This is a genomic window from Amycolatopsis viridis (assembly GCF_011758765.1).
GTDB lineage: Bacteria > Actinomycetota > Actinomycetes > Mycobacteriales > Pseudonocardiaceae > Amycolatopsis_E > Amycolatopsis_E viridis.
This window is the reverse complement of sequence record NZ_JAANOU010000001.1, coordinates 4242201-4265233: the sequence shown is the minus strand read 5'-3', so window position 1 is coordinate 4265233 and position 23033 is coordinate 4242201. Positions and strand designations below refer to the sequence as shown.

The following is a 23033-nucleotide window of genomic DNA, read 5'->3' as shown; positions in this document are numbered from 1 at the left end:
CAGAAGCGAGCACCCCGGCCAATCGGTGCGAATGACCCCATTCGTTTCGACACCGGGAGGACGGCGCCATGCCGAACCCGTACCTGGTCCGGTTGCGTGAGCAGCATGACGCGCTGCGGTCCTCGATCGAGGGCCTGCAGACGCGCGCCGCCGAGGGCAACCGCGACCTCACCGAAGACGAGCTGCGCAGCGTCACTGAGCAGGCGACCCAGCTGCGCACCCTGTCCGAGCAGATCGAGCAGCTAGCCGAGGTCGAGACCCGCAGCCGCCGCGTCGGCGAGCTCGCGGCCTCGCTGGACGGTGACGCCGGCGAGCAGCAGAACCTCGGCGGTGACCAGCATCGCGGGCGCGCCACCACTCGTGACCGCGACCCGGGTCACTACCGGTCGGAGAAGGAGGGCGGCCAGCACTCGTTCTTCGCCGACCACTACCGGGCGAAGGCGCTGCGGGATCCCGAGGCGCAGCGGCGGCTTGACGAGCACATGCGCGCTGTCACTCAGGCAACCGGCGGCACCGGCATCATTCCGCCGAAGTGGCTGACCGACGAGTACGACGCTCTGGCCCGCCAGAACCGTGTCGTCGCCGACGCTGTCCGGCACCTGCCGCTGGGCCGTGATCCGCGCCCGTTGGTCTTGCCGAAGCAGACCGCCGGCGCTGACGCGAACATCCTCACGCAGGCCGCCGAGGGCACGAACACCGCGGGCTGGGGCACCGACCGGTACACCAGCAACACTGACACCCTGACCCCGGTCATGAAGGCCGCCTACCAGGATGTCTCGCGGCAGCTCCTCGATGCCTCCACCCCGGCGGTGGACAGCCTCATTATGGGCGATCTGCGTTCCGCGTGGGACACCGTTGTCGAGGGCCTGGTGTGCTCGGCGATCCTCGCTGGCGGCACCGCGGCGGGCACCACGTTCGCCACCGAGGCCGCGTTCTCGACCAACGCCGCTGCGATCGACGCGGTGATCGACGCGCAGACCGCGGTTGCTGGTGACCAGCGTGGCCCGGCCGATCTGGCGGTCATGAACTTCCGCCGGTTCGGTGCGTTCCGCAAGCTCAAGGACGGCAACAACCGGCCGCTCATGCCGGTGTCTCGCTACGGCCCGCAGAACGCCCGCGGCGCCCTGGGCAACGTCCTGGTCGGTGATATCGAAGGCGTGGACGTGCTGGCCTCTGCTGGCTTGCCCACCGCCTACGCCGAGAAGTTCGCGGTCCTCCGCAGGAACGCGGTGATCCTGGCCGAGTCCGATGTCCAGGACTTCAGCTACGACCAGGTCGGTGGCCCCTCGTTTGTCCGCATGGGCATCTGGGGTTACGTCGGCACTCTGGTTCGCCACCCGAACTCGGTGGCGGTCCTGACGGTCACGGCTGCGAGCTGATGATGTCCTGGCCGCCCACGCTCGTGGAGCTGAAGCTCGACAAGAAGCTCGAGCCGACCGACGACCGCGACGACGAGCTCTTGCAGACGCAGCTCGACGCCGCGGTGGCGTTCGTCGAGCGTGTGCGGTCGGACATCGACTACACCGAGGACGTGCTGGACCCGCGGCCCAAGCCGGGGCCCGACCTCGTGCTGGGCACGATCCGGCTGGCCGAGCGGTGGTACACCCGCCGCCGGTCGCCGGACGCGCTCGTCACGATGGGGCCCGAGCTCGGTTCCGCCCGGGTGCCTTCGTTCGATCCGGACATCGAGCGGCTGCTGGGCATCGGCAAGTACCGGGGACCGGTGTTCGCATGAGGACCGTGTCCGAGGCCGCGCAGCAGATCGAGACGGCACTCAAGACCGTCGACAAGCTGCGCGTCTACCCGCTCGGCGACGACATCGACCCGCCTGGGCTGTTGATCGGTGCGCCGCAGCTGACCTGGGACGGATACGGGTCCGCGCCCACCACAGCGACCTTCCCAGTGTTCCTGATCGTCGCGATGGACGAGCGGGCCCTGGAACTGCTGTGGCAGCTCGTCACCCCGGTCACGGCCGCACTTGACACAGTGCAGGACGCGGTCGTGCAGAGCGCCGACCCCGGCACGTTCCCCGCCGGCAGCCAGAACCTTCCCTGCTACTCGTTTTCCGTGGAGGTGAGTCTCTGATGGCGATCCATCAGCGGCGACTCAAGATCATCAACTTCACCATCGATGGCCAGGCGTTCGAATGCCAGATCCAGACGTGGAACCTGGACCCCGGGGTGCAGGACGGGGACCGGCAGTACACGTTCTGCAGCAGCGGCGCGAACAGCTTCGTCGAGGAGACCGACGACGAGCCCACGCTCGAGCTCACCTTCTTCTCAGACTGGCGCTCGAACGGGCTGTCGGACTACCTGTGGGCGCACGCCAACCAGGTCGCCGACTTCGTGCTGGACCACCACCCGGACATCGCCGGCGAGCACGTCCGGTGGGCCGGGCAGGTGCTGCTCAAGCCGCCGCCGGTCGGTGGGGACGCGCGCGCGACCGAGACGAGCGAGGTCACGCTGCAGATCATCGGCACCCTCGGTGACGGCCTGACCTACGAGAGGGTGGCCTGACATGGCGCGCACTTCGCTGACGACGCAGCAGATCGTCAAGGAGGGCATCACCCCGGCCCTGACCGGGCCGCCGAACAGCGACGGCGACGTGATCGACACCGGCCGGGTGTTCCTCGTCGTCGACAACGCCTCCGGCGCGTCGCTGACGGTGTCTGTGCAGACGCCGGTCACCGTGGACGGTTTGGACCTGGAGGAGCTGGCCGTCACGATCCCGTCCGGGACGAGGCGCTACATCGGGCCGTTGAAGCCGTCGACGTTCGGTCGGCTGGTCGGCACCCCGGACGCGGGCCGTGCGTATGTGGACTACACCGGAACGCTCGCCGGTGTGACGAGGGGAGTGTTTGCGCTGTGATCGACTTCAAGATCGCACCTGACGGTGGCGGAAAGTTCGAGGTCACCGCCACCACGCGGGACATTCTGAACTGGGAGCGCACCACGAGGGGCGCGTCGCTGAAGAAGCTGATGGACGAGTTGCACACTGCGGACCTGTACAAGGTCGCGCACTTCGCGGCCCGCCGCACCCAGCAGTTCACCGGCACCCTGCAGGAGTTCGAGGCCAGCTGTGACCTCGAGTTCGAGCTGGAGGAGACGGTGAAGGAGCCGGACCCTACCCAGTAGGCAGCCTGCGCCGGACCCTGGTCGCCCTCGCGATCGAGACCGGGATCCCGCCCAGCGTCTGGGTTGCCGAGGACGACCAGCACCAGGCGACCGTCGTCACCGCACTGGCCATCTTGGAGGAGCGCGAGAAAGCCGCCTCACGGGGCAAGGGCACAACCGCCCACCGTGAGCCCGGGGCCGGGGGCCCGCAGTACTCAGGCTGACCGGCCGTCCCCGGAGGTGATTCTCGTGGCCAAGACCTCGCTCACGGTGAAGATGAGCATCGTTGGTCTGCGCCCGACGCTGCGCGCGTTCGCGGATCTGCCCAAGGACGCGACCACGCGGCTCAAGGACGCCACGCTGGAGCTGTCCCGCGCCCTGGCCGAGAAGGTCAAGGCCGACGGCATGAGCGACGAGGCGCCGCAGTCCCCGCTCGTCGCGTCAACGGTGAAGGCGGTGCGGGACCGGGTCCCGGCGATCCAGGCCGGCGGCACGAAGCGGTTGGGGCGCAACCGGGCGCCGGCCTACAAGCTGCTGTTCGGCTCGGTGTTCGGCTCGAACTTCTACAGCCAGTTCGGCCGCCCACACCGGGGGCGTGACGCCTACTGGTTCTTCCCCGTGGTGGAGAACAGCCAGGCCGAGATCGCTGCGAAGTGGTCGGCGGCGGCTGACGCGATCATCGCCGAGTTCAGCGAGGACGGCTGATGGCGGCCACGGGCACGCGCACGATCAGGATCAAGTTCGACGGCTCCGCGAAGGGGCTCGTCGCGGCGACCGGTGTTGCGATGGCCGAGCTGCGCGCGCTGGAGAAGCAGACGGAGACCAACCGGAAGAACCTCGGCAAGTTCACCTCGGCGGTCGGGGCGGCGTGGGCCGCGGCCGGCCGCGGCGCGCTGGTGCTCTCGCAGCTGTCGGGCGGTATCGGCGTGGTGCTGGCGCTGGCGTCGGCGTTCGTCGCGATGTCGGGCGCGGCCGGGCTGGTACCCGCGGTGATGCTGGGCGCGGCCGCCGCCATGGTCGCGGTGAAGCTCGGCGCGGACGGGATCAAGCGCGCGTTCGACCAGCTGACGCCGACCCTGGACACGCTGAAGTCCAAGGTGTCGGCGTCGTTCGAGAAGTCGCTGGCGCCGGCGGTGAACAACCTGCGCGTGACGCTGCCGCAGCTGACCTCGGGTTTCCAGCAGATCGCGACCGCGATGGGCGGGGTGCTCACCAAGGTCACCGCGTGGTTGAAGACGCCGGCCGCGGTCGGGCAGGTGAACACGATCCTGTCCGCCACGGCGCGGCTGATCCAGAACATCGGCGCGTTCCTGGCGCCGGTGGTCGCCGGGTTCTCGCGCGTGGGCGCGGTGGCGGCGCCGATCCTGGTCGAGCTGACTGCCGGGCTGGGCGCCGCGGGCGAGCGGTTCAACGCCTGGGTGCAGCGGATGGCCGACACCGGCAACATCGAGCAGTGGATCCGGACCGCCATCGAGGCGTTCCGTGAGCTGTTCGCGATCCTCGGCGACATCGGCGGCATCGTCGGCGCGGTGTTCGACGCGCTGTCCGACGCCGGTGTGGGGCTGGGTGGGGTGCTCGGCCCGCTCGCCAAGCAGGTGCGCGCCTTCCTGGAGTCCGCACAGGGGCACGACGCGATCGTCGCCCTGGCCCAGGCGGTCGCCGCCGTGGGGCATGCGGTGTCGGGCGTGCTGGGTGCGGCGCTGACGGCGATCGCCCCGGCGCTGCCGGCGTTGCTCGATGCCTTCGCGCAGCTGGCTACGCAGGTTGCGTCCTTCCTCGTGCCGGCGATCCAGCTGCTGGGGCCGCTGCTGCAGGGGCTGGCGACGTTCCTGGCGCAGAACATGACCTGGATCGGCCCACTGGCCATCGCCGTCGGCGGGCTCGCGCTGGGGATCCAGGCGGTCACCGCTGCGGTGAATCTGTGGAAGGCCGCGGTCGCCGCCTACACCGTCGTGCAGTGGGCGCTCAACGCCGCCATGGCCGCCAGCCCCATCGGGCTGATCATCGCCGGCATCGCGGCGCTGATCGCGATCATCGTGCTGATCGTTCAGAACCTGGACTTCTTCCGCGGCGTGTGGGCCGCCGTGTGGAAGTTCGTCTCCGACGTGATCACCGCGGTGGTGAACTGGTTCCGCGGGGTGTGGGCCGCGGTCTTCTCGTGGATCCAGGGCGCGATCAGCGGCGTCGGCTCGTTCTTCGGCAGCGTGTTCAACGGCATTCGCGGCGCGGTGTCGAGCGTGGCGGACTTCTTCCGCAACGCCTGGAACAACTCGGTCAACGCGGTGCGCGGGTTCTTCTCCGGGCTGGCCGACTTCGCCGGGTCGGTGTGGTCCGGAATCTCCGGCGCGGCCAAGTCGGCGATCAACGCCGTGATCCGCGTGGTCAACGGCGCGATCAGCGGGGTCAACGCGGTGACCGGAGTCGTCGGGATCCCGGCGATCCCGCACATTCCGATGCTGGCCAAGGGCGGCACCGCCCGGGCCGGCCAGTCCTATCTCGTCGGTGAGCGCGGGCCGGAGCTGTTCACGCCGGGCCGGACCGGGCGGGTGACGAACGCGAACACCACCGCCGAGGCGATCGGCGGCGGCGCCGAGGCGCAGGTGATCAAGCTGCACCTGGACCTCAGCGAGGGCATCACCGAGGTGTTCCGGATCAAGACCGACCGGGACAACCGGCAGATGCGCCGAGCGCTGACGGCCGGAGTGGGAGCCGCAAGATGACCCTGACCGCGACCTACGCCGACGACCTGTCCCGCGTCCGGCTCGCCATCACCGGCGCCCCGGCGCAGGCCGACTACGCGCTCATCGAGCGCAGCACCGACCAGATCACCTGGGCCACGGTCCGCGGCGGCGACACGGTGCCGCTGTCCAGCGGCGCCGGCCAGCTGGATGACTACGAGTTTGCGGCCGGCGTGCCGAACTACTACCGCGCCTCCTACGTGGACAGCGGGGCGGTCACGTCCGTCGGGCTCACCCCGGGCGGCCCGGTCACCGGGAACAACACGGCCCTGACGCCCGCGCTGCCGAGCGGCATCACCGCCGGCGATCTGCTGCTGGCCTTCGCCACGATCCGCAACACCGCGGCGGCGCCGGTCGCTCCGGCCGGCTGGACCGCGGTGCACACCACCGGCAGCACGGCCGTGTTCGGCCGCCGCTACCTGCCCGGCGACGCGGCGCCGACGGTCACGTTCACCGGCGGCGCTGCCGGCGACTCGACTACCGCGGTGGTGTGGGCGCTGCGCAACGCGGAGCTGCTGCCGGCGGTGTCGGTGTGGCAGAACAACGCCTCGGCGCAGAACGTCGCCTATCCGGCCATCACCGCGGGCGGCAGCAACGATCGGCTGACCGTGCTGTTCGCCTGGAAGCAGGCGCAACACACCGGATGGGGCACCCCCGCCGGGTTCGTCGACGTGACCCGGGTCAGCAACGCGCAGGGCTCCGGCGACAGCACGTTCGTGTTCCTGGCCGCCTACCCCACCTCGGTCCCCGCCGGAAACGTCATCGTCACCGGCGGCGCAGCCGCGGTGTCCAAGGCCACGCTGCTGACCTTCCAGAAAGCTGCCTACGTCACCCGCGACACGGCCAGCACCACCCCGAACATTCAGGTGGCGTGGATCAAAAACCTGCAGCGGCCCTACCTGAACCGGGCGGTCACGGTCACCGACTGGTCGGCGATCACGCGCCCGGCCCGCGCCGGGGTCATCGACGTGATCTCCCGCTCGCTCCCGGTCGCCGTGACAGACCTGCGCGGGTCGCGGCGATACACACTCACCATCACCGCCGTGGACCTCGATGCGGCCGCGGATCTGGACCTGTGCCTCTCCACCGGGGAACCGGTGCTGCTGCACGTCCCGGCCGGCGCCCCGTTCCCGGGCGGCTACTACGTTATCGGCGACATCACGATGGACCGGCACTCCAAGCGCACCAAGCGCCGGTTCTTCGACCTGCCCCTGACCGAGGTCGCCGCGCCGGCCGGAACGATCGTCGGCCAGACCGTGCTCTACGCCGACCTGCTCACTGCGTTCACCAGCTACACCGCGCTGATCGCGGCCGAGCCGACCTACGCCGACGTGCTCGACCGGATCGCCGACCCCACGGACGTGATCGTGCCATGAGGCCCGTGTCCGATCGCTTCCTCGCCACCGTCCGCGGCTCGCACGCGATGGCCTCCCGCGCCCGCGTGTGCGCGCCCGGACAGACCGGCGTCGACCCCGTCGGGGTGGAGATCCCGATCGTGGCCGGGGACGTGAAGCTCGACGCCACCGCCGAGATCCGCGCGACCCTTGACCTCACCACGGAGTGGGAGTTCCCCACCAGCGCGAGCGGGCTGCTCACGCCCTACGGCAACGAGCTGTTCGTGGAGCGCGGCATCGTGTACGGCGACGGCGGCACCGAGTGGGTCTCGCAGGGCTACTTCCGCATGTACGAGACTGACCAGCCCAACGCGCCAGACGGGCAAATCCAGCTCGACGGGCGCGACCGGATGTCCGGGATTATCGACGCCCGCCCCCTGGCGCCGATGGAGTTCGGCGCCGGCACATCCGTCGCGGCGATCTTCAACTTCCTTGTCGGCGAGGTCTACCCCGGCGCGATCATCCTGTTCGACTTCGACGCCGGCGCCACCACGTTCCCGTCCAGCCACGTGCTGGAGGACGACCGGTACAGCTTCCTCAAGGACATCGCCGACAGCCTCGGCAAGGTCATGTACTGGGACTACGCCGGGCGCTTGCGGGTGGAGACCGCGCCGGACCCGACCGTGCCGGTGTTCACCGTCAACCACGGCCGCGACGGGGTCGTCGCCAGCGTCGCGCGCCGGCTGAAGCGGGACGGGGTCTACAACGCGGTCGTCGCTACCGGCGAGCAGGCTGGGGAAACCCCGCCCGTGCGGGCTGTGGCCTACGACCTCAACCCGAACAGCCCGACCTACTGGAACGGCCCGTTCGGCAAGGTCCCGAAGTTCTACAGCTCGACGTTCATCACCACCACCGAGCAGGCCCAGGCCGCAGCCGACGCGATGCTCGCGCGGCAGCTCGGTCTCCCGTACAACGTCGACTTCTCGATGGTGCCCAACGTCGCGCTCGAGCCGCTCGACCCCATCGAGCTGTCCTACGCGAACCGGCTCACCGCCGAGCGGCACGTGATCCAGACGCTGACCGTGCCACTCGATGCCGGCGGAGTCATGCAGGCCACTACCCGCGAACAGATCCTCGGAGGTGCGTTGTGAGAGCCGATGAGATCGCGGCTTTGATGGTTGCGGGAATGCAGCAACAGGCCAACGGTAACAGCAACATCGGTTGGCACACGGGTGTTATCGAATCCTGGGACGATCTCACCGGGCTCAACTCGGTGCGGATCAACGGCAACATCTTCTCGAACCTGCCGTTGCTCGCGTCGAACAACACGGTGCGGATCGAAGAAGGCGAAGTGGTCGGCATCATCCGTGTCGGCACCCAGTATTTCGTGCTCGGCGCCGTCCGCGCGGCCGGGCGGGGCGCCGGGCTTCGCCTAGCCACGGCCCGCGTCGGCACTAGCGAGAGCACCTCGTCGACTTCGTGGACCGACCTGGCCACTGTGGGGCCGGACGTGACGACCTACTGCAACGGCCGCGTCCAGATGACGTACGGCGGAATGATCTTGTGCGACGCCAGCGGCGCGCAGTCGAAAACCGGGGGAATCAGCGTCGAGGTCACCGGCCCCACCAGCGTCGGCCCGACCGCGTTCGACCCGGCACAGCTAGCAGCGGTGAACGTCTACTCGGCAGCGTCGGTGATGGTTACCGACACGATCGAACTTCCGCCCGGTCAATACCGGTTCCGGTTGAAGTACATCAGCGCCAACGGCAACAACATTCAGTTTCAGTCCCGGCGACTCACGGTCATGCCGTACTAGGGGAGGAAAATTTTGCCCAGCACACCGCAATTCGCCCTCCCATACCCGGCGCTCACTGATCCGCCGAACGTTCCGGCGGACATGCAGGCGCTCGCCGAGGGTGTCGAAAACCAGTTCCTTCGGACGCTGCGCGTGGTGCCCTCGTTGCCCGCCTCCGGCGCAACCAACCAGCTACTTGTGTCCTCTTTGGACTGGCGAACCTACCGGTGGACGGGCAGCGCCTGGGTGCCGCTCAACCCCGGCATGCCCGCCTGCGTGCTCTATAACGACACGGCCCGTGGCATCACCACCGGCACCCCGCAGACCGTTCCCATGACCGGGTCCGAGCAGAACGACAGCGTCGGCGGCAACCCGATGTGGTCTCTTGCCGGAGACCCCTACTCGATCGTGATCCGCGAAAATGGCCTGTACGACATCGGCGTGCGCGGGCAGTGGTCGGCCGACACCACCGGCTACCGGGTCCTGGGCATCACGAAGAACAAGGCATCAGGCGGGTTCGCCTACGCCAACACGGTCGCCTTCAACCTCATGCCCAGCTCCACCAACGCCCCGGAGGGCAACGGCCAGGAAGCCACGAACCGGCGCCGGTTCGTGGTGGGCGACGTGCTTCGCGTGAACGCTGGCCAGACCTCCGGCGCCACCAGGTGGTTGGAAGGCGGCACGACCGGCAACAACGGCGGCGGCCTGACCACCTTCTGGGCGATCAAGATCAGGGACTGAGGGGAGGAGTCATGGCTCAGCCCGGCGACGTGGTGATCACCACGAAGGAGATGTACGACGAGGTGCGCGCCACGCACGACGCCGTGAAGGAGATTCGCGGCGAGATGAAGACCCTGCGCGAAGAGGTCAAGGCGCAGAGCGCGGACCACGAGACCCGCATCCGCGCCCTGGAGCGCCGCGTGTGGGTCGCCACCGGGGGCGGTGGCGCGCTCGGCGCGATCGCCGGCGCCCTGATCACCGCGTTCACAGGAGGGTGACATGGCGAAGTCGCAGAACGGCTACACCGCCAACGACATCAGCTTGACCAAGGTCTACACCGTTCCCGGCACGACGCGGACCATCCGGCTCCGCAAGGGGCCGGCCGGGGAGCTGCTGGTGTGGGTGCTCGCCCAGTTTCACGCTCGGGTCGAGGATCTCGACGACGGGCAGCTGGACGACTGGGGCTATGCGGAACGCACCATCCGCGGCAGCAGCACCACGCTGTCCAACCACGCCAGCGGCACAGCGGCGGACGCCAACGCCACCCGGCACCCGCTCGGCACCGACCCGGCTGCGAACTTCAGCGCGGCGCAGATCCGCACCATCCGCGAGATCGTCGCCGCGACACGTGGCGCGGTGCGGTGGGGCGGGGACTACACGGGCCGCAAGGACGGCATGCATTTCGAGATCGTCGAGGGCGAGGCGTTCTGCGCCGCCGTCCTCGCAGCCCTGACCACCGGCACCGAGGAGGACGACTTGACCCCCGACCAGAGCGCCAAGCTCGACGCCATCTACAACCAGCTCACCGGCTCGTTCAAGAACGGCGAGTACCCCGGCTGGCCCACCGCGGCCGGCAGCAAGACCCTCGTCGACATGGTCCGCACCCTGCTCGACGCGGTGCTGGCCAACAAGCCGTCCCGCATCGACGGGGACAAGAACCGGACCAACCTGGCCGACATTGTGTTTGACTCCGCGAAGTGGACCTTCGAGGACCGGGCAGCGCTCACCGAGCTGCGAAACAAGGTCGACCAGGTGCTGGCGAAGCTGGGTGATGCGGCGTGAACCTCGGCAACGCCGCGAAGGCGATCGTCGCCGCGGTCGGCGGCCTGTGCACCGCACTCGCCCCGATCGTCGCCGACAACGTCATCGGTGCCGGCGAACTCCCGGCCGCCCTGTCCGCGCTCGTCGCCGCCGGCGCCACGATCTACGGCGTCTGGCGCGTGCCGAACAAGCACATCGAATAGGCGGAACCCCCGGCCCGAGACATGGGAGGTGTACGGGGACCGGGGGTTCCTCAGTGCGCCTGGACTGTCCCTGATCAGGAACGGCGCACGTCTTCGGCGGCGGAGCCCTCGCCCGGCTCCGGCGGCAGGGTCTCGCCGGTGTTCAGCAGCGTGATCGTGCCGTCATGTGCTTCGAAGTACGACGTGCGGCGTGCGCGGTTCACGTCCTTGACCAGCGGATCGCGCTGGAATTCCGTGTACGAGAGGTTCATGGTGTCCTCGCACTGGCGTTGACTCCGGCGGCGCGGTGGGCGAACGATCCAGCTCGGGATTGGCTGATCGTCCAGCCGGTCTATGCGGCCGGACGCCGAGATGTTCACGCTCACCGTCGTCGCTCCGGCCGGTAGCAGTTGCACCGGTGGGCCAGGTGGTCATAGACCGAGCAGACCAATGGCGGCCCGTACTGCGGCGTGGGCCTCGGCTGGGGCACGGTCTCGTCCTCGTTGACACGAGGCTTTTGCTGCGAGTGCTGTCCCACGTCGAAGACCATGCGGAAATGATCACTCCGCGTAGCCGGGTGGAACACAGCATCAAGAGCGGTATTCGCGCTGGTCGGCCGCCGATCTATGCCTCTCGCGCCTAGATCAGGCGCCCGGATGCGGTCACCCGGTAGCCTCGGCGCGTGGACCTGGTGCCCTTCGACGAGTACGTGCGCTCCCTGAACCGCAAGCGGATGTCGGCCGGGGTCCTGTTCTACGACCGCGAAGACCGGGTGCTGCTCGTCCAGCCGTCCTACAAGCCGCACTGGGACATTCCCGGCGGCGCGGTCGACGCCGACGAAGCACCCTGGACCACAGCCGCACGAGAGGTCCGGGAGGAGATTGGCCTGACCCGACCGATTGGCCGACCACTCGTCATCGACTACCTGCGCGACGACGGCCGGTTCCCCGAGGGCCTGGCCTTCATCTTCGACGGCGGGCTGATAAGCGAGCCTCAAGTGGCCGACCTGGAGCTGACCGATCCGGAGGTCCTGTTCGCCGGGCTCTACTCGCTGGATGAGGCGACGGTGATGCTGAAGCCATCGCTGCTGGCCCGGCTCGCCGTCGCACTGGAAGCCGTCCATTCGGGTGGTCTCGCGCTGTGCGAGGGCGGCAAGCCCGTCAACGGCCTAGGCTGATCAGCCGACATCGCGCCGCTTGGGGAGGCCGACCATGACCGGGCACGCTCTGCCGGAGAACCTGGCCCGCTACCGCAAGGCCCGCGACCTGTCCCAGGAACGGCTCGCCGAAGCCGCCGGGGTCAGCGTCGACACCGTGTCCCGTATCGAGCAGGGCAGTCGCACCACCACGCGCCCGGACACCCTGCGCAAGCTCGCGCACGCCCTGGGCGTCACCGTCGCCGACCTGCTCGGCACCGCGCCCGCACACCGGGCCGCCGACCTCGCTGTGACCCCGCTGCGGCACGCGATCACCGCAATCGACGACCTGCCCGGCCTGGACTTCGCCGAGGCGCAGGACGTGGTCCCGCTCGACGAGCTCGTGAAGACCACCCACGGCACCTGGCGGGCCTACGTCGATGGACGGCATGTCGAGCTGCTGCACGCACTGCCCACGGTGCTGGTCGACGCCCGCCGCCTGGCCCGCACCGCACACGGCGACGAGAAAGCTGGGGCGCACCGCGTGCTTTCCACCGCCTACCGACTCGGCGCGGGGATGGCCGGACGGATGGGCTTCGACGACCTGGCATGGTCCTCGGCCGAGCGCGCACTGGACGCGGCCCGGCACTCCGATGCGCCCCACGTGGAAACGGCGATTTCCATGCGGTACCTCGTGTGGACCCTGGTCCGGCAGGGGCGGCTCGACGACGCCGAGCGGGTCGCGGTCAAGGCCGCGGAACAGATCCAACCCACAATGCTCGACCGGGACGCTACACGCGCCGGGATCTTCGGCAACCTGCTATTCAACGCGGCCACCGCCGCCGTCACCGCCGGACGGGCCGAGCGCGCGGACGACCTGTTGGCCGAGGCGCAGGCAGCCGCAGTGCGAGCGCGCAGCGACAGTGCTAGTGAAGCCGCGATCTTCGGGCCCCGCGTCGCCGCGCTCCAGCTCGTCGACAGCACCGCACGGGCGGGGGACCCAGAGAAGGCACTCCAGCTGGCCCTGTCCGTGCCCGAGGCGCGCGGCGAGGTCCCCGCGTTCTGGGAGGCCGGCCACCGGCTCCGGCTGGCCGCCGCCTCACTCCAGCTACGGCAGGACAGGCAGGCGCTGCGCTACCTAGCCGAAGCTCGCGACCTCGCCCCCGACTGGGCCCGCTCCCAGCCGCTGGGCGAGGCCGTCATGCGCCGCTTGCTGGAGCGGGCACCACGCCGCCTCGGGCCGGAGTTCGCGAGACTCGCCGCGCACTTCGGGGTCGTCTCATCTGACCGTTAGGGCTGGCCACTCGCACTCCACCACGGTCGTTCGGGCGTGGCCGGGATTTACACACCGCTCGTGGGCCGGATCCGGGAACGAGGCCGGCCAGCATGGGAGGTACAGGACCCGCGACGGGGTGATCGCGGGCTGGGTCCGTTCCGTCTCTGTTCCGTTCGACAGTCGAAAGCGTTCAACTCCGACCAACGTCAGTAAACGTCGAATGCCCTGTTCAGGGCCGTGATCGACCCTATTCGCGCAGGTAGGCGAACCTTTCCCCGGCGATGGCCGTGAGCTTCGGGTTCGCGTTGTCGGTGATCGCGACCGCTGGGCTGGTGCTGCTGGCGCCGCGGTGGGCGGAAGTCCTCCAGCACCGGGGAGTTCCGGCGGGTGTCGCCGAAGGGCTCGCGGTCCCGGCGGCGGCGTTCGTGGTGACCGCGCCGGTGGTGGCCGGCATGGCCGGGCAGCTGAGCGTGGTCAGTGTGGCGGCGAACGTGCTCGCCGCGCCCGTGGTCGCTTCCGCGACGGTGTTCGGGGTGCTCGCGACGCTCGTCGCCGTCGTGTGGCCGTCGGGTGGTGAGGTGGTTGCGCGTCTGGCTGGTCCGGAGGCGGGGTGGCTGATCGTCGTCGCTCGACGGGCGTCGGCGGTGCCCGGAGCGGTGCTGCCGTGGCCCGGCGGCTGGTGGGGCGGCTTCCTCGCCTTGGTGGTCGCGACCGCCGTGGTGCTGGCCCTGCGGAGGCGGGGCCTGCGGGTGCTGCTGGCGCTGATCCTGGTCGGCGGGCTGCTGATCGTCGTGCCGGGCAAGGTCATCGCGCCCGGGTGGCCGCCGGCGCGCTGGACGGTCGTGGCGTGCGACGTCGGTCAGGGGGACGCCCTCGCGCTGGCCACCGGGGAACCGGGACGAGCGATCGTGGTGGACACCGGCCCGGAGCCGGGCCCGGTGGACCGGTGCCTGGACCGGCTCGGGGTCGAGCGGGTGCCGCTGGTGGTGTTGAGCCACCTGCACGCCGACCACATCGGCGGGTTGGCCTCGGTGTTCGAGGGTCGGACGGTCGGGGCGGTCGCGGTCGGGCCCGGCCGGCAGCCGGACTGGGCCTGGCGGCAAGTCGGCCAGATCGCGGCGCGCCACGGTGTCCCCCTGCTCGAACTGGAACCGGGACGGCGGCTCGAGTGGCCCGCGCTGACCCTGGAGGTGCTGGGCCCCGGATACGTGTCCGAAGAGGAGGACGACGACGGAACACAGATCAACAACGGCTCGGTCGTGCTGCGCGCGGCTACACCGGCGGGCCGTGTGCTGCTGACCGGTGATGTGGAGCTGGCCGCACAGGCCGACCTGCTCGCCTCGGGCGCAGACGTGCGCGCCGACGTCATCAAGGTCCCGCACCACGGCAGCAGGTTCTCACTGCCACAGTTCCTCGCCGCGGTGTCCGCACGGCTGGCGCTGGTCAGCGTCGGTTCGGGCAACCGCTACGGTCACCCGAACCGCACGACACTCGACACCCTGACCGCGGACGGTGCGCTCGTCGCCCGCACGGACACCGACGGCGACACCGCGGTGATCCCCGATCAGTCCGGCCCCGCCGTGGTGCGCCGGGGAAAGTGAGCTGCAGCGTGATCAGAGACCGAGAGCCTCGTGCACGGCTGCCGCCGACGGCGGGACCGTCGCCTTCGGCCCGACCTCGTTCTCGATCGCATCCAGGGTCTTCAGGCCGTCGCCGGTGATCAGCAGGACGGTCTCGGCGTCCGGGTCGATCTTGCCGGCCTCGATGAGCTTCTTCGCCGTCGCGACGGTGACCCCGCCGGCGGTCTCGGTGAAGATGCCCTCGGTGCGGGCCAGCAGGCGAATGCCCTCGACGACCTCCGCGTCGGTCACGTCCTCGATCGCGCCACCGGTGCGGCGGACCGTGTCGAGCACGTAGGGGCCGTCGGCCGGATTGCCGATCGCCAGAGAGCGGGCGATGGTGTCCGGCTTGACCGGCTGGACCACGTCGTGACCGTTGCGGAAGGCCGTGGAGACCGGCGAGCAGCCGGCCGCCTGGGCGCCGAAAACCTTGTACGGGGTGTCCTCGACCAGGCCGAGCTTGGCGAACTCACGGAAGCCCTTGTCCACCTTGGTCAGCTGCGAGCCCGAGGCGATCGGCACGACGATCTGCTGCGGGATCCGCCAGCCGAGCTGCTCGGCGACCTCGTAGGCCAGCGTCTTCGAGCCCTCGGAGTAGTAGGGGCGCACGTTGACGTTCACGAACGCCCAGTTCTCGTGCTCGGCGGCCAGCTCGGTGGCCAGGCGGTTGACGTCGTCGTAGTTGCCGTCGACCGCGACGAGGTTGCCGTCGTAGACCGCGGTGGTCAGGACCTTCGCGCGCTCGAGCGACGACGGGATCAGCACGACGGACTGCCAGCCGGCGCGGGCCGCCGCCGCGGCGACAGCGTTGGCCAGGTTGCCGGTGGACGGGCAGGCCAGGGTGTCGAACCCGAACTCGCGGGCGGCGGCGAGGGCGACGGCGACGACGCGGTCCTTGAACGAGTGGGTGGGGTTGCCGGTGTCGTCCTTGACCCAGAGGCTCTTCACGCCGAGAGCCTTCGCGAGCCGATCGGCCTTCACCAGCCTGGTACAGCCCGGTTCGGTGTTCGGGATCTCCTCGACGTTCGAGGGCACCGGGAGCAGCTTCTTGTAGCGCCAGATGTTGCGCGGGCCGGCCTGGATGTCCTCGCGGCGCACCCGGCCGAAGTCGTAGGCGACCTCGAGCGGTGAGAAGTCCTCGGCGGAGACGAACTCCGGAGCGAGCGGCTGGCGGTGGCCCTCTTCCTTGGAGACCAGTTCCACGGCCGGTCCGAGGTCGACGGTGCGGCGGGTGGTGGTCGAATCGAGGGCTGCGGTCATCGCGAGGTTCCTTCCTCATCTGTCCCGCTGACGCGGGCCGGAATTGGCACCGTGATCGCCAGCTACCTCGCGGACTCGAGATGACAGGCTGACGCCGGTTGCCGGGGCTTCGTCGGGCCGTTCCCTCTGCCCCTCTGGATGAGCGGTATTCGGTTGTGGTGGTGATCGCCCTCGGGCGATGCCTGTGTGACAACATACGGCACACCGCTCGGGCCACGCCATGCCCCTGCGGGTTTCATCACGCTCCGGAGCTGTCGGTGGCTCGTGGCAGGATTCGGGACGTGACCGCGTCGGCAACCACGTCCACCCCCTTGCAGCTCGTGCTCGGCGAAGAGGAGTTGCTCGTCGAGCGCGCCGTCCGGAACGCTCTGGAGCAGGCCCGCCGGGACGACCCGACGGCCGAGCTCACGAAGGTCCGCGTGCCCGACCTCACGCCACCGGCCCTGGCCGAGCTGGTCAGCCCGTCCCTGTTCAGCGAAGGCCGGGTGATCGTCCTCGACGGTGCGCAGGACATCGGGCAGGAACTGGCCGACGCGGTGCTCGCGTACGCGAAGATGCCGGCCGAGGGGGTCGTCCTCGTCGTCGTCCACACCGGCGGCGGCCGCAGCAAGGCCGCCAAGGCCCTGCCGGCGGCCCTGCGCAAGGCGGGAGCCGGGGTCACCGAGTGCCCGAAGATCACCCGACCGGCGGAGCGGGAGTCGTTCGTCCGCAACGAGGTCCGGCAGGCCGGCGGCAAGATCGACCCCGCGGGTGTCGCGGCCCTGATCGATGCCGTCGGGTCGGACCTGCGCGAGCTGGCCGCGGCCGCGTCGCAGCTGGTGGCCGATTCCGGGGGCCGGGTCGACGAGGAGGCGGTGCGCCGGTACCACCGGGGCCGGGCGGACGTGACCGGCTTCGCCGTCGCCGAGAAAGCCGTTGCGGGGGAGCGCGGCGCGGCGCTGGAAGCGATGCGGTGGGCGCTGCAGATCGGCGTCGCGCACGTCCTGATCGCCGACGCCCTCGCCGACGCGGTGCGCACCATCGCGCGAGTATCGGCGGCAGGCCGCGGCAACCCGAACCAGATGGCGGGCGAGCTGGGCATGCCGCCGTGGAAGATCCGCAAGGCCCAGGGGCAGTCCCGCGGCTGGACGCAGGCCGGCCTCGCCGAGGCGATGGCCGTGGTGGCCCGGGTCAACGCCGAGGTCAAGGGCCAGGCCGCGGACCCCTCGTACGCCCTCGAACGGGCCGTCCTGGAACTCGCCTCGGCCCGCGACAAGCGCTGACCGGACGATCAGTGGCGCCTGGGGCCGGCCGTGCTTGCGGCGTCCGCTGCGGCGTGCGCTGGGGTGGGCCTCACGCGGCGGCGCTTGCGCCTGGCGCTGTCGTGCGGCCGTGGGGCTCCGCGCTGGTGACCTGCGAGGTTGGCGCTGCGATGCGTCCTGAGCGCCGGCGCTTGCGGCGGGCACTGTGGCTGGCCGTGGCGGGAGCCGCTCGGGTCGTGCTGGGGCGGGTATTTGGGGCGGGCCTCGTGCGGAGCTGCTCGTGCCGTACGCCCGGGGTAGGTCTTGCGGGCATCCGCTCGCGACGTGCGCCGGGGGTGGCGCTGTGGTGCGTCTCGGCGGGCGGCGCTTGCGCCGTGAGGCGGCCCCGGGCGCGCTGCACACGCGGTGATCTGGAGGTTTACCGGCAGCCTCGCGGGAGAGCCGCTCCGGACCGGCGCCGGTGGTCGCTGTGATTGGTCCTGGCGGCCGCCCGGGATGGCGTTGGAGCTGGGCGGGGCGCCGGCTGATGCAGGGCACGTCGCGCAGGCCGGCGGATGGCCCCGGGCGAGGCGTGGGACGCCGGCTCCGGGAACTGGGCGGCGGGGTGCCGGTGCGAGGGGAAACGTGAGCGGGGCGGGCACCCTGCCGGATGCACGCCGCGTTACACGAAGATCAAGCTCAGAGCTGGTTGACGCGCTTGGCCATGGCCGACTTCTTGTTCGCGGCCTGGTTCGCGTGGATGACGCCCTTGCCGGCGGCCTTGTCCAGGGCGCGAGCCGCGACCTGCTGCAGCTCGATGGCCTTGGCCTTGTCGCCCGACTCGGCGGCCTCGCGGAACTTGCGGATCGCGGTCTTCACCGAGGACTTGACCGACTGGTTGCGCTGGCGCGCCTTCTCATTGGTCTTGATGCGCTTGATCTGGGACTTGATGTTGGCCATGAAGGCGCTCCTTCGATCTGTCGGTGGGTGTCGCTGCCGCGCTGTACCGGCCCCGGCGTGCGGGTTTCCTCCCTGGCGGAATGCCACACGGCAACGACCGTCAAGGTTAGCAGGGCGTTAGGGTGGCATTCGCACCGGCCGGGAGGGAGGCGCGTGAACGGCACCGCGCTGGGGTTCGTCCTCACCGCCGCCGTCGTGCACGCCGGGTGGAACCTCGCGGCCAAGCGGGTCGATGCCGGCGCCCCGTTCGTCTTCCTCTACTACACGGTCTCCGCGGTCGTGTGCGCCCCACTCGCCATCCTCGCGCTCCTGGTGGGCGGCGAACGTCCACATTGGACATGGTTGCCGGCTGCGCTGCTCACCGCGATCTTCCACATCGCCTACGGCGTCGTGCTGCAGCGCGGTTACCGCGTGGGTGACCTGTCCGTCGTCTACCCGCTGGCCCGGGGGAGCGGACCGCTGCTGTCGGTGCTCTCCGCCGTCATCCTGCTCGGGGAGCGGCCGGGGTGGCTCGGGCTCGCCGGGGCGTTCCTGGTCGTGGCCGGGGTGCTGGTGATCGGGCTGGGGTCACGTTCGGCGGCCGATGCGCGGGCCCGGCGCGCGGGCGTCCTCTACGGGCTGCTCACCGGCGTCACCATCGCCGCCTACACGCTCTGGGACGACCACGCCGTGACCGCCCTCGCCGTCCCGCCGCTGATCTACTTCGCGTCCGGCGCGGTGCTGCAGAGCGTGCTGCTCACGCCCACCGCCCTGCGTTCCCGCGGCGAGACCGGCGTGCTGTGGCGGTCGCACCGGCGGGAGGTCGTGCTCGTCGGGGTGCTGTCGCCGGTCGCCTACGTGCTCGTGCTCTACGCCATGCGCATGGCCCCGGTCAGCCTGGTCGCGCCGGCCCGGGAGGTCAGCATCGTCCTGGGCGGCCTCGCCGGGTGGCTCGTGCTGCGCGAGCCGCACCCGGCGCGCCGGCTGATCGGCTCCGTGGTCGTCCTGGCCGGGATCGCCGCGATTGCGGCGTCCTGAGCGGCTGGGGTAGGCAGGAGACATGGACGTGCTGAGCAGCCGGGTGCTGATCCACCCCCGCGACCCGGAGAAGACCACGGCGTTCTACCGGGATGTGCTCGGCCTGGCGATCTACCGCACGTTCCCCGGAGGCACCGTCTTCTTCACCGGTCAGGGGTACCTGGAGGTCGTCGGCCGCGGCGAGAAGGGCGCCAGTCCCGACGTCGAGCTGTGGTTCCAGGTTCGCGACCTCGAAGCCACGCTGGCCGAGCTGGCCGAGCGGGGCGTGCGGCCCGACCGGGAAGCTCGCCGCGAGCCGTGGGGCCTGGACGAGGCCCACATCTCCGACCCGGACGGGACGACGATCGTGCTGGTGGAGATCCCGCCGGACCATCCACTACGGACGGACATCCGTGCGCAGTGACCCGCTCCGCCGCACCTGAGGCGGCACTCCTGAAGGCGCTGAGCGTGGTGTGCGGCGGTGACCGCGGGGTCAAGGGCGGCAGGACGTGAGCGGTGGGGCCGTGGTTGTCGCGCTGGGGGCCGCTGGGCGTGGGTCCGCGGCGGCGGAGTGCGGCGCCGGCGCTATTCCGGGCGGCGGGCGCGGAACTGCGCGGCCAGTGGCGCGGTGAGGCCGGGGGGCTGCCACACCCAGGTTTGCAGGTCCGTGAAGCCCGCCTCGGTGAGTTCCGCCGCGAGCGCGTGCCGCGGCACGGGCAGCCACTTCTCGTGCGCGGAGAGCACCAGCCGGCCACCGGGGCGCAGCACCCGCAGCAGCTCGGCGAACCCCTCGGCGCGGTCGGGCCACAACTCGACGTTGTTCACGCTCAGCACGACGTCCACCGCGGCCGGGGCCAGGCCGGTCCGCCCCGCCGACCCGGCCGCCAGCCGCACGCGCCCCGCGGACACCTCGGCCGCGCAGCGGGCCTCGGCGAGCGCTCGCATCTCCGGCGACGGGTCCACCCCGATCGCGCTGCGGGCACGCTGTCCGGCCAGCTGCAGCCCGACCCCCGGCCCCGGCCCCACCACCAGCACCGTCTCCGCCGGCGTGAGCCTGGCCACATCCACCACGTGGCGTTCCGTCGCGCCGTTGCCGTACGCCATCACGATCCCGCCCAGGCGGCCCAGCAGCCCCCGCGGGTGGCCGAAGGCCCGGTCGCGGATCTCCTCGATCGTTGTGCTCATACCTCCAGGTCAGCACTCGGCACCGCTCACCGGCATCGGGGATGACCCGGAAATCGGGCATGGGAACATGGAGGCGTACCCCACGACGAGCCGAGGACCCGAGTGAGCACGTTCGCCGACCAGACCTTCACGCCGCCGGAGCAGATCCGGAACTTCTGCATCATCGCGCACATCGACCACGGCAAGTCCACCCTGGCCGACCGGATGCTGCAGCTCACCGGCGTGGTCGAGGAGCGGGCCATGCGCGCGCAGTACCTCGACCGGATGGACATCGAGCGCGAGCGCGGCATCACGATCAAGGCCCAGAACGTGCGGCTGCCGTGGCGCCTCGACGGCCGCGACCACGTCCTGCACCTCATCGACACGCCCGGGCACGTGGACTTCACCTACGAGGTCTCCCGGGCCCTGGAGGCGTGCGAGGGCGCGATCCTGCTGGTCGACGCGGCCCAGGGCATCGAGGCCCAGACCCTGGCCAACCTGTACCTGGCGCTCGAGAAGGACCTGCACATCATCCCGGTCCTGAACAAGATCGACCTGCCCGCGGCCGACCCCGACAAGTACGCCGCCGAGCTGGCGCACATCATCGGCTGCGACCCGTCGGAGGTGCTGCGCGTCTCCGCGAAGACGGGCGCCGGCGTGACGGAGCTGCTCGACGAAGTGGTCCGCCAGGTGCCGCCGCCGGTGGGTGACGCGGACGCCCCGGCCCGCGCGATGATCTTCGACTCGGTGTACGACACCTACCGCGGTGTCGTCACCTACATCCGCGTCGTGGACGGCCGGATCACCCCGCGCGAGCGGATCCGGATGATGTCCACCGGCGCGACGCACGAGCTGCTCGAGGTCGGCATCATCTCGCCCGAGCCCAAGCCGAGCGCCGGCCTCGGCGTGGGCGAGGTGGGCTACCTGATCACCGGCGTGAAGGACGTCCGCCAGTCGAGGGTCGGGGACACCGTCACCTCCGAGCGCAAGGGCGCCACCGAGCCGCTGGCCGGGTACCGCGACCCGAAGCCGATGGTCTTCTCCGGCCTCTACCCGGTCGACGGCTCGGACTACCCCGAGCTGCGTGAGGCCCTGGAAAAGTTGCAGCTCAACGACGCCGCGCTGACCTTCGAGCCGGAGACGTCGGTCGCGCTCGGCTTCGGGTTCCGCTGCGGCTTCCTCGGCCTGCTGCACCTGGAGATCACCCGCGACCGGCTCGAGCGCGAGTTCGGCCTGGACCTGATCGCGACCGCGCCGAACGTGGAGTACCGGGTGGTGCAGGACGACGGCACCGACGTGCACGTCACCAACCCGTCCGACTGGCCGACCGGCGTGAAGATCGCCGAGGTGCACGAGCCGCTGTCGAAGGTCACGGTGATCGCGCCGTCGGAGTTCATCGGCGCGATCATGGAGCTGTGCCAGAGCAAGCGGGGCAACCTGCTCGGCATGGACTACCTGTCCGAGGAGCGCGTCGAGCTGCGCTACCACATCCCGCTCGCCGAGATCATCTTCGACTTCTTCGACTCGCTGAAGTCCCGCACCCGCGGCTACGCCTCGCTGGACTACGAGGAGGCCGGCACGCAGGTCGCCGACCTGGTCAAGGTCGACATCCTCCTGCAGGGCGAGCCGGTGGACGCCTTCTCCGCGATCGTGCACAAGGACGCGGCCTACACCTACGGCAACAAGATGGCCGGGCGGCTGCGTGAGCTGATCCCGCGGCAGCAGTTCGAGGTGCCCATCCAGGCGGCCGTCGGCTCGCGGATCATCGCCCGCGAAACGATCCGGGCGATGCGCAAGGACGTGCTGTCCAAGTGCTACGGCGGGGACATCTCGCGCAAGCGGAAACTGCTGGAGAAGCAGAAGGAAGGCAAGAAGCGGATGAAGAACATCGGCCGGGTCGAGGTTCCGCAGGAAGCCTTCGTGGCCGCGTTGTCCACCGACGAGCCGTCGGGTGACAAGGGCAAGAAGAAGTAGCGGCGCTCAGGCGCTGCCGGTGATCCGCTTCGCCTCGACGAGCACCGCGCACCGCCGCTCCTGCGCCATCACGCGGTCGTAGGTGTCCCAGTCGTTGTGGGTGCCGCCGGCCGCGGTGAAGATGTCGCGCAGCAGCTTCGGCAGCCCGGCCGGATCGAAGTCCGGGTCCGCATCGTCCGGGCCGAGGAGCCGGACCGGGCCCTGCACCGCCGCCCAGCTCCAGCCGCGCCGGAACAGCACGGTCGCGGTGCCGCGGGCACGCAGCAGCTCCAGCTTCTTCGTCCCGCCCGGGGTCACGAAGGCGACGGCGGGACGCCCGGACACCGGATCGTCGAGGAAGCCGGCGTTGACCACCGAGGCGTGCACCGTCCCGTCCGGGCGGGCGACCGCCACCGTGGCCAGGCCGGTCTCCTGGGCGGCGAGCGAGCGGGCGGCGTCGAGGTTCGTCATGGGGCCAACCTAGCTGCCCTCCAGGTCACGCGCCGCCGGAAAACCTAGAGTGGGGT

Annotated in this window: 26 protein-coding genes, 1 pseudogene and 1 riboswitch; of the genes and pseudogenes, 22 read left to right on the top strand and 5 right to left on the bottom strand. The window is 70.4% G+C overall.

The window, feature by feature from the left end; translation table 11 throughout:
* The first annotated feature begins 68 nt into the window (after positions 1-68).
* The 15 genes from FHX46_RS21080 to FHX46_RS21010 all read left to right on the top strand — a co-directional run bounded on the left by FHX46_RS21080 (position 69) and on the right by FHX46_RS21010 (position 10944).
* A complete protein-coding gene (locus FHX46_RS21080; protein ID WP_167117815.1) occupies positions 69-1379 on the top strand; it encodes a phage major capsid protein in 1311 nt (436 codons plus the stop codon).
* Positions 1379-1735, top strand: a complete 357-nt coding sequence (locus FHX46_RS21075) for a phage head-tail connector protein (protein WP_167117812.1) — start codon at positions 1379-1381, stop codon at positions 1733-1735. The genes FHX46_RS21080 and FHX46_RS21075 overlap by 1 nt, the downstream gene beginning before the upstream one ends.
* Positions 1732-2085, top strand: coding sequence for a hypothetical protein (locus FHX46_RS21070; protein WP_167117809.1), 354 nt, complete (start codon positions 1732-1734; stop codon positions 2083-2085). The genes FHX46_RS21075 and FHX46_RS21070 overlap by 4 nt, the downstream gene beginning before the upstream one ends.
* Positions 2085-2516 (top strand): hypothetical protein, encoded by a 432-nt coding sequence (locus FHX46_RS21065; protein WP_167117806.1) that lies wholly within the window; start codon positions 2085-2087, stop codon positions 2514-2516. The genes FHX46_RS21070 and FHX46_RS21065 overlap by 1 nt, the downstream gene beginning before the upstream one ends.
* A 1-nt stretch (position 2517) precedes the next feature.
* The gene (locus tag FHX46_RS21060) at positions 2518-2868 is read left to right on the top strand and encodes a hypothetical protein (RefSeq protein WP_167117803.1); all 351 of its coding nucleotides are present in this window, start codon (positions 2518-2520) and stop codon (positions 2866-2868) included.
* Positions 2865-3134, top strand: a complete 270-nt coding sequence (locus tag FHX46_RS21055) for a hypothetical protein (RefSeq protein ID WP_167117800.1) — start codon at positions 2865-2867, stop codon at positions 3132-3134. The genes FHX46_RS21060 and FHX46_RS21055 overlap by 4 nt, the downstream gene beginning before the upstream one ends.
* Before the next feature lie 228 nt (positions 3135-3362).
* A complete protein-coding gene (locus FHX46_RS21050) occupies positions 3363-3818 on the top strand; it encodes a hypothetical protein (RefSeq protein ID WP_167117797.1) in 456 nt (151 codons plus the stop codon).
* Positions 3818-5833: a phage tail protein gene (locus FHX46_RS21045; protein WP_167117793.1), complete on the top strand. Its 2016-nt coding sequence runs from the start codon at positions 3818-3820 to the stop codon at positions 5831-5833. The genes FHX46_RS21050 and FHX46_RS21045 overlap by 1 nt, the downstream gene beginning before the upstream one ends.
* On the top strand, positions 5830-7227 hold the full coding sequence (locus FHX46_RS21040) for a hypothetical protein (protein ID WP_167117790.1): 1398 nt from the start codon (positions 5830-5832) through the stop codon (positions 7225-7227). Before FHX46_RS21045 ends, FHX46_RS21040 begins: the two co-directional genes overlap by 4 nt.
* Positions 7228-7232: 5 nt before the next feature.
* A complete protein-coding gene (locus FHX46_RS21035; protein WP_208400225.1) occupies positions 7233-8336 on the top strand; it encodes a DUF5047 domain-containing protein in 1104 nt (367 codons plus the stop codon).
* Positions 8333-9001 carry a hypothetical protein gene (locus tag FHX46_RS21030; protein WP_167117784.1) on the top strand — a complete coding sequence of 223 codons (669 nt, stop codon included), beginning with the start codon at positions 8333-8335 and terminating at the stop codon, positions 8999-9001. Before FHX46_RS21035 ends, FHX46_RS21030 begins: the two co-directional genes overlap by 4 nt.
* 81 nt (positions 9002-9082) lie before the next feature.
* Positions 9083-9721 (top strand): hypothetical protein, encoded by a 639-nt coding sequence (locus FHX46_RS21025; RefSeq protein ID WP_167117781.1) that lies wholly within the window; start codon positions 9083-9085, stop codon positions 9719-9721.
* An 11-nt stretch (positions 9722-9732) separates the two neighbouring features.
* Positions 9733-9978 carry a hypothetical protein gene (locus FHX46_RS21020; RefSeq protein ID WP_167117778.1) on the top strand — a complete coding sequence of 82 codons (246 nt, stop codon included), beginning with the start codon at positions 9733-9735 and terminating at the stop codon, positions 9976-9978.
* Position 9979: 1 nt separating this feature from the next.
* Positions 9980-10762, top strand: coding sequence for a M15 family metallopeptidase (locus tag FHX46_RS21015; protein ID WP_167117775.1), 783 nt, complete (start codon positions 9980-9982; stop codon positions 10760-10762).
* Entirely contained in the window at positions 10759-10944 is a 186-nt protein-coding gene (locus tag FHX46_RS21010) for a hypothetical protein (RefSeq protein WP_167117772.1), read from the top strand. The genes FHX46_RS21015 and FHX46_RS21010 overlap by 4 nt, the downstream gene beginning before the upstream one ends.
* A 74-nt stretch (positions 10945-11018) precedes the next feature.
* Here FHX46_RS21010 and FHX46_RS21005 read toward each other — a convergent pair whose 3' ends face one another.
* Positions 11019-11309: a hypothetical protein gene (locus tag FHX46_RS21005; protein ID WP_167117769.1), complete on the bottom strand. Its 291-nt coding sequence runs from the start codon at positions 11307-11309 to the stop codon at positions 11019-11021.
* Positions 11310-11605: 296 nt separating this feature from the next.
* Between FHX46_RS21005 and FHX46_RS21000 the strand changes: the two genes are divergently transcribed.
* The 3 genes and pseudogenes from FHX46_RS21000 to FHX46_RS20990 all read left to right on the top strand — a co-directional run.
* On the top strand, positions 11606-12100 hold the full coding sequence (locus FHX46_RS21000; RefSeq protein WP_167117766.1) for an NUDIX domain-containing protein: 495 nt from the start codon (positions 11606-11608) through the stop codon (positions 12098-12100).
* 34 nt (positions 12101-12134) lie between these two features.
* Entirely contained in the window at positions 12135-13352 is a 1218-nt protein-coding gene (locus FHX46_RS20995) for a helix-turn-helix domain-containing protein (RefSeq protein ID WP_167117763.1), read from the top strand.
* Between the two features lie 257 nt (positions 13353-13609).
* Positions 13610-14935, top strand: a pseudogene (locus FHX46_RS20990) (ComEC/Rec2 family competence protein); the annotation flags it as partial.
* 12 nt (positions 14936-14947) lie between these two features.
* Here the strand turns inward: FHX46_RS20990 and thrC are convergent.
* On the bottom strand, positions 14948-16213 hold the full coding sequence (thrC, locus tag FHX46_RS20985; protein ID WP_167117760.1) for a threonine synthase: 1266 nt from the start codon (positions 16211-16213) through the stop codon (positions 14948-14950).
* A 12-nt stretch (positions 16214-16225) separates the two neighbouring features.
* Positions 16226-16358, bottom strand: a riboswitch (SAM riboswitch).
* Positions 16359-16494: 136 nt separating this feature from the next.
* Between thrC and holA the strand changes: the two genes are divergently transcribed.
* Positions 16495-17475, top strand: coding sequence for a DNA polymerase III subunit delta (holA, locus tag FHX46_RS20980; protein WP_167117757.1), 981 nt, complete (start codon positions 16495-16497; stop codon positions 17473-17475).
* A 657-nt stretch (positions 17476-18132) separates the two neighbouring features.
* Here the strand turns inward: holA and rpsT are convergent.
* Complete coding sequence (rpsT, locus tag FHX46_RS20975) at positions 18133-18393, bottom strand: 30S ribosomal protein S20 (RefSeq protein WP_167117754.1); 261 nt, start codon at positions 18391-18393, stop codon at positions 18133-18135.
* Between the two features lie 153 nt (positions 18394-18546).
* On the opposite strand from rpsT, the gene FHX46_RS20970 reads away from it, so the two are divergent.
* Positions 18547-19410 (top strand): EamA family transporter, encoded by an 864-nt coding sequence (locus FHX46_RS20970; RefSeq protein ID WP_167117751.1) that lies wholly within the window; start codon positions 18547-18549, stop codon positions 19408-19410.
* A 22-nt stretch (positions 19411-19432) separates the two neighbouring features.
* Positions 19433-19813, top strand: a complete 381-nt coding sequence (locus FHX46_RS20965; protein ID WP_167117748.1) for a VOC family protein — start codon at positions 19433-19435, stop codon at positions 19811-19813.
* Positions 19814-19974: 161 nt separating this feature from the next.
* Here the strand turns inward: FHX46_RS20965 and FHX46_RS20960 are convergent, their stop codons facing one another.
* The gene (locus tag FHX46_RS20960; RefSeq protein WP_167117745.1) at positions 19975-20574 is read right to left on the bottom strand and encodes a class I SAM-dependent methyltransferase; all 600 of its coding nucleotides are present in this window, start codon (positions 20572-20574) and stop codon (positions 19975-19977) included.
* 102 nt (positions 20575-20676) lie between these two features.
* Here FHX46_RS20960 and lepA point away from each other — a divergent pair, with 102 nt between their 5' ends.
* Positions 20677-22527: a translation elongation factor 4 gene (lepA, locus tag FHX46_RS20955; protein ID WP_167117741.1), complete on the top strand. Its 1851-nt coding sequence runs from the start codon at positions 20677-20679 to the stop codon at positions 22525-22527.
* A 6-nt stretch (positions 22528-22533) separates the two neighbouring features.
* Here lepA and FHX46_RS20950 read toward each other — a convergent pair whose 3' ends face one another.
* Positions 22534-22977, bottom strand: coding sequence for a pyridoxamine 5'-phosphate oxidase family protein (locus tag FHX46_RS20950; protein WP_167117738.1), 444 nt, complete (start codon positions 22975-22977; stop codon positions 22534-22536).
* Positions 22978-23033 lie beyond the last annotated feature (56 nt).